Genomic DNA, 12,347 nt, shown 5'->3' on the forward strand with positions numbered 1-12,347 from the left:
TCGGGAGGCCGGAAACGCGGCCGGGCCCGGCCCGTCCGGACCGCGTGTGCGGTTCGGACGGGCCGGGCCCGGGGGAGTGGTGTGGCGGCGCGGGGCCGGCCGGGGTCAGCGGGTGGGCGCGGCGGCGTCCACGGCCTCGACCGCCTGGACCAGCGAGGCCAGCGCGGGGGTGCGGGCGGCCTCGTCGAGCGCCTCGCGCAGCGCGGCGTCGTTGGTCGGCCGGGCCTGCTCCAGGAGCCTCAGGCCGTCCTCGCTCACGTTGGTGTAGATGCCGCGGCGGTCGGTCGGACATAGGTAGCGCGACAGCAGCCCGCGGTCCTCCAGTCGGGTGACCAGGCGGGTGGTGGCGCTCTGGCTGAGCACGACCGCGTCGGCGACCTGCTTCATCTGCAGGTGCCCGCCCTCGTCGTCGTGCTGGCGGCTGAGCACGTCGAGCAGCGAGTACTCGCGCACGCTCAGGTCGTGCTTCGCCTGCAGGGCGCGTTCGATGTGGGACTCGATCCTGCCGTGCAGGAGGGACAGGGCGCCCCAGCCGTTGGCGAGCGCGGTGAGCGCGGGGTCCGTGGCGGTCATGGGCCCCTCCTTCCGGGTATGGCTGGGTCCAGGATAAGCCATGAACAGAAATATCGGCCAGAGCTTGTATAGCGCTTGTGCAAATAATCTCCCGTGCGATTCGGGAGCGGGTGGGGCTGCGGGATGCAGGTCGGAGCCCAGTCATCACGCGGCTTTGGCGCAAATGGTTCAGACCATTGACGCGGAGGGAAGGCAGATCCTACGGTGTCGGGCAACCGGTCTGGCGCGGGCATGCCATGTCTCGGGCAGACCGCCGTGCGCACCCCCACGCGCACGCGCACGCCCCGCGCCGGGCGCACACTCCATCCACCCCCACGGAGGAGCACCATGCGCAAGCGCCACCTGATCGCCGCCGCCGCGGCCGCGATCGCCCTGCCGATCGCGGCGGCCCTGCCGGCCCAGTCGCACGGCTTCATCAACCTGCCGCCGAGCCGCTCCGCGCTCTGCGGGGCCAACGCCGTCCCGTGGGACTGCGGCGACATCCAGTGGGAGCCGCAGAGCGTCGAGGGCCCCAAGGGCTTCCCGACCCGCGGCCCGGCGGACGGCACCATCTGCGCCGGCGCGGACGCCCGCTGGGCCCCGCTGGACAACCCCCGGGGCGGCAGCTGGCCCACCACCAAGGTGACGGCGGGCCAGCAGCTCACCTTCACCTGGGAGATCGAGGCCCGGCACTCCACCAGCAGCTTCAGGTACTTCCTGACCAAGCCCGGCTACGACGCCAGCCAGCCGATCACCCGGGCCGCCCTGGACCTGACCCCGTTCCTGACCGTCCCCTACAACGGCCGCCAGCCCGCCGCCACCACCACCCACACCGCGACCCTGCCCACCGGCCGCACCGGCCACCAGGTGGTCGTCGCCGTCTGGGACGTCGCCGACACCGGCAACGCCTTCTACTCCTGCACCGACGTCCAGTTCTGACCGCTCCCCGCCCGTCCCGACGGCCCCGGCCGTCGCGTGCCCGCCGCCGCCGCCCGAACCCGGACGGCGCCGGCGGGCCGCCCGCCCCCCGTGCTGAAGGCCCCTCCCCGTCCGTGCTCGCGCGCCGCAGAAGCCGCAAATAGGTACATTGGCGACATTTGGCAGCAGTGCCAAGGCTCCGCGCGTCCACGCAAGAAGGCCGACCGCCTTCGGAAAGGGTCTCCATGCGCCCCGACCTCAGCCCCGCCGTCCTCGCCGAGCTGCGCCGGCCGCGGCCCTACCCGGCGGTGTCGATCCTGATGCCCACCCACCGCCGCGAGCCGGACAACACCCAGGACCCGGTCCGGCTGCGCAACCTGCTGGCCGAGGCGAAGGAACGCGTCCAGGCCGACCCGGAGGTCTCCCGCGCCGACCGGATCGACGTGCTGGAGCAGCTCGACCGGGCCCTGACGGAGGTCGACCTGGTGCACGCCGAGGACGGCCTGGCGGTCTTCGCCGCGCCCGGCGAGCACCAGGTCTGGTCACTCGGGCGCACCGCCCCCGCCCGGGTGGTCCTGTCCGACACCTTCCTCACCCGCAACCTGGTCGCCTCGCACGCCGCCGAGCGCCCGCACTGGGTGCTCGCGGTGGCCGCCGACAAGGTGGTGCTGTGGGGCGGCACCGAGGAGCGGGTCACCGAGGACAAGGGGCACGGCTTCCCGCTGACGCGCGTCTTCGACAACCCCGACCCCGAGCGGCAGGAGCAGATCGGCGACACCCCCAGCACCTTCCGCGACGAGGCGACCAAGACCTTCCTGCGCCAGGCCGACACCGAGGTGGGCAGGCTGCTGGCCGCCGCGCCCCGCCCGCTGTACGTGGTCGGCGAGGCCGCCGCGCTCGCCCTGCTGGACGCCGTCGGCCCGATCGCCAAGGAGGCCGCCGCCCAGCTGCCGCACGGCGGCCTGGCCCAGGCCGACGCCGAGACCGTCCGCAAGGTGGTCGAGCCCGCCGTGCGCGCCCACGCCGACCAGGAGGTCGCCGAGCACCTCGCCCAGCTCGACAAGGCCCGCGGCGCCCAGCAGTTCGCGGCCGGACTGGACGAGGTCTGGCAGGCCGTCGGCCAGGGCCGGATCGCCCGCCTGGTGGTCGAGGAGAACTTCCGCGCCACCGTCCGCGACGACGGCGAGCACCTCGTGCCCGCCGAGGCCGGCGAGAGCGGGGCCCGCGAGGACATCGTCGACGAGGTGATCGAGCGCGCCCTGGACACCGGCGGAAAGGTCGGCTTCGTCCCCGACGACACCCTCGCCGACGCCGGCCGGATCGCCGCCGTCCTGCGCTACTGACCCGCCCCCGAAGCGCCCCGCCACCGCGGCCGCCCGTCCGGTCACCACACCCCGGCGGGCGGCTGCGGCGCACCCGGCCCCGCCGCGCACCCGCCACGCTCGTACGGAAACGAACCGGCCAACCGGCGCACGGAATCCGCCATCTTCGCGCACCGCACGTGCAACGGCCACGAACGGTTCCCGGAATCGTGGCGCCCGGTTCGGCAATCGCCCCTAACCTGCGGCGCATGACACAGAGTCACCGCCCCCGCTCGGCCCGCCGCACCGGCCTGCTCGCCGCCGCCGTCGCCGCCTCGCTCGGCCTCGCCGCCGTCGCCCTGAACGTCCCCAGCGCCGTCTCCGCCGAAGCCGCCCCCGCGGCCCCCGCGGCCCCCGCGGCCGCCGCGGCCGGCGCCGCCCCGGCCCCCGGCGAGGTCGTCCTCGACGAGCACTTCTCCGGCCCCGCCCTGCCGGCCGGCTTCACCGCCGTCGAGGGCGACTGGAAGGTCGAGGGCGGCCGCCTGGTCGGCACCTCCGCCAACTCCGGGCAGCAGAGCCGGATCACCTTCGGCCGCCACCTGGACGACTTCCGCATCGAGGCCACCGCCCGCTTCGAGAGCGTCCAGGACAACGCCCGCTGGACCGCCCTCGGCCTGGACGTCCCCGCGTCCGGCGTCACCCCCTGGTCGATCGCCACCATGCGCACCGGCACCACCGCCGCCAACGGCCTGGAATTCGCCCAGCGCACCCCCGCCAACGTCTGGAACGTCACCAACACCGCCGCGGCCCCCACCGCCGCCGGCACCGGCCGCGACGTGCGCATCGCCGTCGAGGTCCACGGCACCACCGCCCTCTGGATATTCGACGGCAAGGAGGCCCTGCGCACCACCCTGGTCGCCCGCAGCGCCGACGGCGGCCAGGCCCTGGTGGTCAACGGCTCCACCGTCTCCTTCGACGACCTCAAGGTCACCGCGCTCGCCCCCGGCGGCTGGCTGCGCCCGGCCGGCGCGCCGCTGACCGTCTTCGCCCACCGCGGCGCCTCCTCCGCCGCCCCCGAGAACACCCTGCTCTCCGACGAGATCGCCCGCCGCGGCGGCGCCGAGTGGATCGAGAACGACGTCCAGCCCAGCAAGGACGGCGTCCCCTACGTCCTGCACGACGACACCGTGGACCGCACCACCAACGGCAAGGGCCGCATCCGCGACCTGACCGCCGCCCAGATCGACTCCCTGGACGCCGGCTCCTGGTTCGGCCCCGCCTACGCCGGCGCCCGCGTCCCCACCCTGGCCGCCCAGCTGGAGGACCTGCGCACCCGAGGCGGCAGCCTGCTGCTGGAGATCAAGGGCCAGCACAGCCGCGACGAGGTCGCCCGGATCGTCAAGGAGGTCCGCGACCACGGCATGACCGGCCGGGTCTTCGTCCAGAGCTTCGAGGTGGACGCCCTGCGCTACACCCGCGAGCTGGCCCCCGAGCTGCCGCTCGGCCTGCTGCGCGGCGACTTCGACGCCGACCCGGTGGCGGTCGCCAGGGACCTCGGCCTGTCCGCCTACAACCCGTCCGACGCCGGCCTCGCCGCGCGCCCGAACGTGGTGAAGGACCTGCACGCGGCCGGCGTCGCGGTCAACGTCTGGACGGTCGACTCGGCCGCCCGCTGGAAGGCCCTGGACGCCGCCGGCGTCGACGGCGTCATCACCAACCGCCCGGCGGAGCTCGCCGGTTGGAACAGCGCCTGGCTCCAGGGCGGCGCCCCCGTCCGGCCCGCCGCGCCCACCGTGGCGATCACCTCCCCGGCCGCCGGCGCCACCCTGGACCGTGCCGCGCGGCCGGTGACCGCCGTCCAGTCCACCGGCGCCGACACCGTCCGCCTCACCCTGGACGGCAAGGAGCTGGCGCCCGGCACCGCCCTGGACGCCACCGCCCTCCCGCTCGGCGGGCACACCCTGCGCGCCGAGGCCACCGGCCCCGGCGGCCGCGCCGAGACCACCACCGGGTTCACCGTCGCCGCCACCCCCACCGGCCTGGCCGCCCTGGTGCTCACCTCCGGCGCCGACCGCAACGCCGTCGCCACCCTGACCACGATGCTCGGCCAGGGCCAGTACCGGCCGCTCGCCGCCTGGGCCGAGGACCAGGCCGGCCGCGGCGTCGTCGCCGACCGGGCCGGCCTGATCGCCGCCGACGCCCGCGCCCTGGACACCGCCCCGCGCGGCTGACCGGCGCCCCGGCCCCGTATCGCCCCGGCCCCGCAGCGCCCCCGTCGGCGGTGCGGGGCCGCGGCGTGCCCGGTGGCGGACGACAGCACGGGGCCGCGCCCACGCGGGGGGCGTGGGCGCGGCCGTGGGGTCGTGCGGGTGCGGGTGCGGGTGCGGGGCTCAGCGGGTGCGGCGGCTCCTGCGCAGCAGGAGCAGGCCCGTCGCGACGGCGCCGAGCGCGGCGAGGCCGACGAAGGGCAGGACCGTGGCCGCGTTGCTCCCGGTCTCGGGCAGCTGGCCGCCGTGGCCCGGCGGCGGAGCGTGGGTCGGGCTCGGGCTCGGCTGCGGCGAGGTCGTCGGGCCGGGGCTCGGCGAGGACGTCGGGCTCGGGCTGGGCGACGGGCTCGGCGACGGGCTCGGGCTGGGCACGGTGACCGGGACCTCGGTGCGGCAGCGCGCGTCGGTCGAGCCCTGCGCGCAGTTGTTCGCGTAGGTGGTGGAGGTGACGGCGTTGCGCAGCACGGCGTCGGCGGTCAGCGTGGAGCGCACGGTGACGGAGTAGGTGATGGTCGCGGTGGCCCCGACCGGCAGGTCCCCGCTCCAGGTCAGCGTGGTCCCGGTGACCTGGACCTGGCCGCGGTCGGCGGCGGCGTCGTTGTCGTAGGCGGCGGAGTTCAGCACGCCGGCCAGGTCGTCGGTGAGGGTGACGCCGGGGGCGTCGACCTGGCTGGTGTTGGTGACCTGGATCCGGTAGCGGACGGTGTCACCGGGCTTGGCGGTGGTGGGGGTGGCCGTCTTGAGGACGGTGTAGCCGGGCACCGCGGCCACGGTGTTGCGCACGGTGTTGCTGGTGCGCTCCTGGGCCCGCCGGGTCTGGCTGCCCTCGAAGCGCAGGGTGGCGGTGTCGTCGAGGTGGGTGCCGACGGCGGTCGAGGCGTCGACGGTGACCTGGAAGGCGACGTTGGCCTCGGCGCCCGGGGGCAGGTCGGGGACGGTGCAGGTGACGGTCTGTCCGCCGGCCTGGCAGGCCGGGTTGGAGGCGGGGACGAAGGTGGTGCCGGCCGGGATCGTGTCGGTCAGGGTGACGCCGGTGGCGGTGTCGAGGTCCGTGCTGCTGCCGTCCTGGCGGCGGTTGGCCACCGAGAAGGTGTAGGTGATGGTCTCGCCGGGGCCGACCAGGCCGGGCGGGTTGTCGTCGGGGCTGCCGGGCGGGGTGTTGGCCTTGGTGATCCGCAGGTCGGGTTCGAGGGCGTCGAGGGCCAGCCAGGCGGCCTGCGGCTCCAGGGCGTCGCCGGCGCCGCTGATCCGGACCAGGGCCTGCTCGCTGCCGGCCGGGATCTTGCCGGTGACGTCGATCATCCGGGCGTCGTAGCCGTAGTTGTTGACCGGGTCGGGGTCGCGGGTGGTGATGTTGGTGCCGGTGCCGTCCGCGGCGACGTGGTCGATCCGGCTGGTGAACGCGTTGTCGGTGCCGACCCCGTTGGGGCCGGGCATCGGCAGGAGGGTCAGGTTCTCCGGCGTGGAGCCGACCGCCAGGGTGTCCCCGGCGATCGGCGCGTCGCCGTCGCCGACGGTGATCCCCATGGTGGCCCGCGGGGCCGTGGTGGCGGGGGTGCGGATGCCGCCGAGCGTCAGCGTGGTCGAGTTGTCGGGGTCGCGCAGCAGCTGGTAGCCGTCCCAGACCTGGAGGTAGCGCAGCGGTTCGGCCTGGTCCTCGTACGCGACGACCAGCGACCAGCCGCCCCAGCAGCCGACGTTGTTGCCGCCGTAGTTCTGCGCGGAGGAGCGGCCGGCGCACGCCTGGATGTCGGCGACGGTGTAGCTGCCCGGGCCGGCGGCCCGGACCTCGGCCGTCACGTCCTTGACCGCCCCGCCGGCCAGCAGGGGCTCCGGCGGGTTCCCGCCGACCTTCTGGTCGAACCAGTCGTAGGTGTCCGCGGTCACCTGCTGGTAGCCGCTCGCGCCCGGGACCTTCCAGGACACCTGGTTGCCCTTGTTGATGTCCCCGGAGGTGCCGCCCGCGGTGCTGGTGTTGGTCGGGTTGAACTGCCAGTACAGCCGGGCGGACAGCACGTTCGCCCCGGCCGGCAGCAGCAGCTGCGCGGAGGCGGCGTTGGGGCCCGGGGCGTTCGGGTCGACCTTGATGAACTTGGTCCGGCCGTTGTTCGAGCCCTCGGTGTCCGAGCAGACCGTGCCGTCGCTGTCGTCGCAGGTCAGCACCGAGTTGGAGGCCATCGTGAGGTTGCCGTGCGCCAGCAGGTCGACCACCGGGTCCGGGCCGATCGGACGCTGCGTCCCGGCCCCGCGCGGCTTCGGCGCGGCGGCCTCGGCGGCCCTGGCCGCCGGTTTCGCGGCCGCCCGGGCGTGCCCGGTGTGCGGCGCCCCCGCGGCGAGCGGCGGCGCCAGGGCTGCGGCGCCCGCACCGAGCACCACCGCCAGCAGCGCGGACAGGACGTGCGGTGGACGCGGCCGCAGCCGTCGGACAGGTGACACGGGAACCTCGCTGTCGGGAGGCGACACGGACAGCAGAACCTCGTACCTGCGCCGGCGGGAATCGAAGCCTGACGGGTGGTTTCTTCACCCGCCCGGGTCAGCACCGGTGGCCGGACGGCCCGGGGTGTGCCGTCCGCCGGTCCGGGGGAGCGGTGGGTACCCAGGATTCGGTACGGGGGATTGGGTAGCGGTACGCATTGTTCCCGCCCCGGCCCAGCCGGTTTCCTGGAACCCGCCCAAGCCGACGACCCCTCACCCCCCGGAGGTCGCCCCCATGACCCGTCGCGAACGCCTGCGGCTCTACGCCGACGCGCACTTCACCGCCCCGGACCCCGGACTGGTCCTGCCCGCCCGCCGCAGCGGCAGCGGCCTGCGCCGCCCGGGCCTGGCCCGCCTCGCCCGGCTCTCCCGGCTCGTCGAGCGCGCCGGCCACCACCGGCACGGCTGACCGGCCACCCACCCACCACCGGCACGGCCGACCGTCCACCCACCCACCGGCACGGCCGACACCACGGACAGGGTCCCGCCTCTTGAGGGAGCGGGCGGGACCCCCTTTTTCCTCAGGAGGCCCCGTCCTCCGCGGCCAGCGCCTCGCCCAGCCCCGCCCGGCCCACCCCCAGCTTGCGCAGCGCGCTCGCCACGTGGTGCTCGACCGTACGGGTCGACAGGAACAGCGCCCGGGCGATGTCCTGGTTCGCCGCACCCTGCGCCGCCAGCGCCGCGACCTGCCGCTCGCGCGGCGACAGCCGCTCGCCGTAGCCGCGCCGCCCCGGCGAGGCCGCCCGCCCCAGGCCCAGCTCGCGCCGCAGCCGCTGGCAGCGGGCCGCGTCCCAGGCCGCGCCCAGCGCCAGGTAGGCCCGCTCGGCGGCGCCGATCAGCTCCCCGGCCGCCACCCGGTCGACCCCCGCCGACACCGAGGCGGCCCGCTCCTCGGCCCGCGCCGCCTCGTACGGGCGCCCGATCTCCCGCCACAGCCCGGCGCAGCGCACGAACTCCGCGCCCGCGCCCGCCGGGTCGCCCCCGTCGGCCAGCAGCAGGCCCCGGGCGAAGGCCAGCGCCGCCACGGGGGCCGGCGCGTCCCGGCCCTCCAGGCCCGCCCCCGCCTGCCCGGCCAGCTCCGCCGCGCCCGCCCGGTCGCCCCCGGCCAGCAGCACCTCCACCGCCACCGGCAGCAGCTCCGCCGCCCGCGGCCAGGCCCCCGCCGCGCGCAGGGTGTCCAACGCCGGCGCGACCACCGCCGCCGCCCGCGCGACGTCGCCCTCCGCCAGCAGCAGCGCCGCCGGCCCGGCCGCCACCCGCAGCGCCCCGGTCACCTGCGACTCCCGCTCCCCGTACGGCTCCGCCTCCGCGAACCGGGCGTACGCCACCGCGAGCTGCCCGCGCGCCGCCGCCAGCCGGCCCAGCAGCAACGCCTGCTCGATGCCGGCCATCGCGAGGTCCGGGAACTCGGCGCCCAGCGCGGCCAGCCGCTCCTCCAGCCCCTCCCACCGCCCGGCCAGCCCGTCCAGCCGCGCCAGCGCGATCCGGCTGTAGCACTCCAGGTACGGGATCGCCGCCTGCCGGGCCAGCCGCCGGCTCTCCTCCAACAGCCGCGCGGCCCGCCGGTCATGGCCCAGCTCGACGGCGATCTCGCCCACGTTGTACAGCGCCCGGGTGGTCTGCCGGACGATCTCCGGCCGCTCCGAGCTGCGCGGCAGCGCCTCCAGCCGCTCCCACACCGACGGGTCGCCCTCGCGGGCCAGGAAGGTCAGCCGGGTGGCCCGTACGGCCGCCGCCACCTCCTCGTCCGGGCTCGCCGCCAGGACCCGCTCGGCCCGCTCCAGCCACTGCCAGGCGCGCTCCCCGGCGCCGTCGCGCTCGTTCATGGCCAGCGCCACCATCGCCCGGGCCGCCCGGTCCGGGCGCTGCTCCAGCTCCTCCAAGGACTCCTCGATCCGGTCGAAACCGGCCCGGTCCCCGCCGTGCACGGCCATCAGGAAGCCCAGCGACAGCCGGATCTCGCCCCGGTCGGGCACCGGCAGCCGCGGATCGGCGATGATCGCGGTCAGCGTCGCGGCGCTCGCCAGCGAGTCCACCCCGTCGGCGGCGATCCGCGCCAGCGCCAGCGCCGCCCGCCCGCGCCGGCGCGGGTCCAGGTCCGGCTCGTCCAGCAGCCGGCGCAGCAGCGGCCCGGCACTGCCGCTGTCCCCGAGCGCCACCGCCTGGTCGGCGGCGGCCTCCGCCACCTCCTGCCAGGCCGACCGGTCGCCCAGCGCCAGGGTGTGATGGGCGATCTGCACCAGCGGCCTCGGCTCGCGCGCGCCCAGCGCCGCCACCGCGCGCCGGTGCAGGGCGCCGCGCCGCGGCCCCGGCAGCCGCCGGTAGGCCACCTGCTGCGCCAGGACGTGCCGGAAGCCGTACCGGGCCAGCGGCTTCTCGTTGAGCACCGCCGCCCGCAGCGCCTCGGTCAGGCCGTCCGCCGCGGCCTGCGCGTCGAGGCCGGCCACGGCGGCGAGCAGCTCCTCCCCGGCCGGCACGCCGAGCACCGCGGCCGCGCAGGCGATCGCGGCCGCGTCCGGGGACAGCACGGCCAGCCGCTCGGTGACGGCGTCGCGCAGGCCGCGCGGCACCTCGGACTGCTCCAGGTCGGCGGCCAGGTCCGCGGCGGTGGTCAGCGCGTCCGCGCCGCGCCGCTCGCCCAGCGTGATCAGGTCCTCCTCGGCGACCAGCGGCAGGCCCTCGCTGCGCTCGAACAGCACCCGGGTGAGGGCCGCGGTCGCGCGCGGGCCGAGCGCGGCCCGGGCCAGCTCGTGCACCTCGGCCTCGGCGAGCGGGGACAGCCGCAGCAGCGCGCCGCCCACCCCGGCCGGGCGCCGGTAGGCGGCGCCGAGCACGGGGGTGTCCGGCGGCAGGTCCTCGGCCCGGTAGGTGAGCACCAGGGCCAGGCCGGGCGGCACGTCCCGGGCCAGCAGCAGGAGCAGCTCACGGGTCGCGTCGTCCACCCAGTGCAGGTCCTCGACGACCAGGACGGTCTCGCCGAGCGCGCCCAGCAGCGCCCGCACCGCCTGGACCAGCAGCCGCAGCCCCGGCGGGCCCTCGCCGGGGGCGCCCGGGGGAGGGGGCGGGAGCCGGTCGGCGAGGTCCGGCAGCAGCGGGCGCAGCGCCCCGGCACTGGCCGGGATGCGGTCCGCGGGCGGCAGGAACGGGCCGACGCCGCGCAGCGCGTCCACCACCGGGCCGAAGGGCAGCGGCTCGCGCAGCGGGTGGCAGAAGCCGGTCAGCACCCGGCGGCCCGCGGCGGCGGCCCGGGCCGCGGCCTCGGCCACCAGGCGGGACTTGCCCAGGCCGGCCTCGCCCTCGATCAGGACGACGGCGGGCGGGCGGAGCATGGAGTCGGTGAGACGGTCCAGTTCAGGTTGACGTCCCACGAACGCGAATCCGGCGCCGGGCGATCCCGGCTCGACCGGCCGGCTCACGGCCGTCCGGCGAGTTCACGTGCGCGGCGCTCGCCGAGGAGGGGTGCGAAGGCCATGGGCACATCATGCCGTGGCCGCGCCCGGGGCTCGCCGCCGGGGCGCCGTCGCCGCCGCCTGCCTCCCACCCCGGCCCCCACCCGCAACCCAGGCCCCCTCGCCCCCACCCGGTCCTGTCCGGCCCGCTCCGGCGGGGCCCCGGGCGCCACCCGTGCCCCGGCCGTCCCGGGGTGCCGCCCATGGCAGCCGGCGGTGGTCCGGTACGTTGACGAACCGTCAGTTCGTTGTCCCGGACGGCATGTTCGCGAAGGTGGAGGAACCGGAATGATCGACAGGCGCACCTTCACCAGGGCCGTCGGACTCGGCGCGGGCACCACCGCGCTGTCCCTGGCCGCCCTGCCACCGGCCGCCGGGGCCGCCGGGGCCGCCGGGGCCGCCGGGGTTGCCGGGGTTGCCGCCCCCGCTGGTCCGGCCGGGTCCCCCGTGCCCGGCCGGACCGGCTTCTCCCGCCTGGCCCGGGTCCGGGCAGGCGTGCTCGATGTCGGCTACGCCGAGGACGGGCCGGCCGACGGCCCCGCCGTGATCTGCCTGCACGGCTGGCCGTACGACATCCACAGCTACGTCGACGTCGCCCCGCTGCTCGCCGCCCAGGGCTACCGCGTGATCGTCCCCTACCTGCGCGGCCACGGCAGCACCCGCTTCCTGTCCGACCGCACGGTGCGCAACGCCCAGCAGTCCGCCGTCGCCCTCGACGTGCTCGCCCTGATGGACGCGCTGGGCGTCCGGCGGGCCGTGCTGGCCGGCTTCGACTGGGGCTCGCGCACCGCCGACATCATCGCCGCGCTGTGGCCCGAGCGGGTCAGGGCCCTGGTCTCGGTCAGCGGCTACCTGATCACCGACGTCGAGGCGCAGAAGGAGCCGCTGGCACCCGCCGCCGAGCACACCTGGTGGTACCAGTTCTACTTCGCCACCGAACGCGGGCGCCTCGCCATGGAGGACCGGGACAGGCGCCGCGAGCTGTGCCGCCTGGTGTGGCAGCAGGTCTCGCCGACCTGGGCCTTCGACGACGCCGTCTTCGAGCGCACCGCCGCCGCCTTCGACAACCCCGACTACGCGGCGATCGTCATCCACAACTACCGCTGGCGCCTGGGCCTGGCCGACGGCGAGCGCCGCTACGACGAGCTGGAGCACCGGCTCGCCGCCCGCCCCCGGATCGCCGTGCCCACCGTCACCCTCGACCCCGGCCGCGACCCCTTCACCGCCCCCGGCGACGGCGCCTCCTACCGCGACCTCTTCACCGGGCCGTACCTCCACCGCACCCTGCCCGAGGTCGGCCACAACGTCCCCCAGGAGGCACCCGAGGCCTTCGCCCGGGCCGTCCTGGACGCCGACCGCCTCTGACGGCGAATGGACAGGCGGCC

8 protein-coding genes are annotated in these 12,347 nt (G+C 76.6%); 5 read left to right on the forward strand and 3 right to left on the reverse strand.

What is annotated here, in order from left to right:
* Positions 1-105: 105 nt before the first annotated feature.
* Positions 106-573, reverse strand: a complete 468-nt coding sequence (locus ACFVXH_RS07825) for a MarR family winged helix-turn-helix transcriptional regulator (RefSeq protein WP_049659084.1) — start codon at positions 571-573, stop codon at positions 106-108.
* Positions 574-900: 327 nt separating this feature from the next.
* Here ACFVXH_RS07825 and ACFVXH_RS07830 point away from each other — a divergent pair, with 327 nt between their 5' ends.
* The 3 genes from ACFVXH_RS07830 to ACFVXH_RS07840 all read left to right on the forward strand — a co-directional run bounded on the left by ACFVXH_RS07830 (position 901) and on the right by ACFVXH_RS07840 (position 5,002).
* Positions 901-1,491: a lytic polysaccharide monooxygenase gene (locus tag ACFVXH_RS07830; RefSeq protein ID WP_117485023.1), complete on the forward strand. Its 591-nt coding sequence runs from the start codon at positions 901-903 to the stop codon at positions 1,489-1,491.
* 224 nt (positions 1,492-1,715) lie between these two features.
* Positions 1,716-2,813, forward strand: a complete 1,098-nt coding sequence (locus ACFVXH_RS07835; RefSeq protein WP_049659082.1) for a hypothetical protein — start codon at positions 1,716-1,718, stop codon at positions 2,811-2,813.
* A gap of 227 nt (positions 2,814-3,040) precedes the next feature.
* The gene (locus tag ACFVXH_RS07840) at positions 3,041-5,002 is read left to right on the forward strand and encodes a glycerophosphodiester phosphodiesterase (RefSeq protein ID WP_387821324.1); all 1,962 of its coding nucleotides are present in this window, start codon (positions 3,041-3,043) and stop codon (positions 5,000-5,002) included.
* A gap of 159 nt (positions 5,003-5,161) precedes the next feature.
* Here ACFVXH_RS07840 and ACFVXH_RS07845 read toward each other — a convergent pair whose 3' ends face one another.
* Positions 5,162-7,474, reverse strand: a complete 2,313-nt coding sequence (locus ACFVXH_RS07845; protein ID WP_387821327.1) for an LPXTG cell wall anchor domain-containing protein — start codon at positions 7,472-7,474, stop codon at positions 5,162-5,164.
* Between the two features lie 274 nt (positions 7,475-7,748).
* On the opposite strand from ACFVXH_RS07845, the gene ACFVXH_RS07850 reads away from it, so the two are divergent.
* Complete coding sequence (locus ACFVXH_RS07850; RefSeq protein WP_158077773.1) at positions 7,749-7,922, forward strand: hypothetical protein; 174 nt, start codon at positions 7,749-7,751, stop codon at positions 7,920-7,922.
* A 112-nt stretch (positions 7,923-8,034) separates the two neighbouring features.
* On the opposite strand, the gene ACFVXH_RS07855 is transcribed toward ACFVXH_RS07850, so the two are convergent.
* Positions 8,035-10,881: an ATP-binding protein gene (locus tag ACFVXH_RS07855; RefSeq protein ID WP_387821331.1), complete on the reverse strand. Its 2,847-nt coding sequence runs from the start codon at positions 10,879-10,881 to the stop codon at positions 8,035-8,037.
* Positions 10,882-11,250: 369 nt separating this feature from the next.
* On the opposite strand from ACFVXH_RS07855, the gene ACFVXH_RS07860 reads away from it, so the two are divergent.
* On the forward strand, positions 11,251-12,327 hold the full coding sequence (locus ACFVXH_RS07860; protein WP_387821334.1) for an alpha/beta fold hydrolase: 1,077 nt from the start codon (positions 11,251-11,253) through the stop codon (positions 12,325-12,327).
* The last annotated feature ends 20 nt before the right edge of the window (positions 12,328-12,347 follow it).

The organism is Kitasatospora sp. NPDC058184 (assembly GCF_042883725.1).
Taxonomy (GTDB): Bacteria; Actinomycetota; Actinomycetes; order Streptomycetales; family Streptomycetaceae; genus Kitasatospora.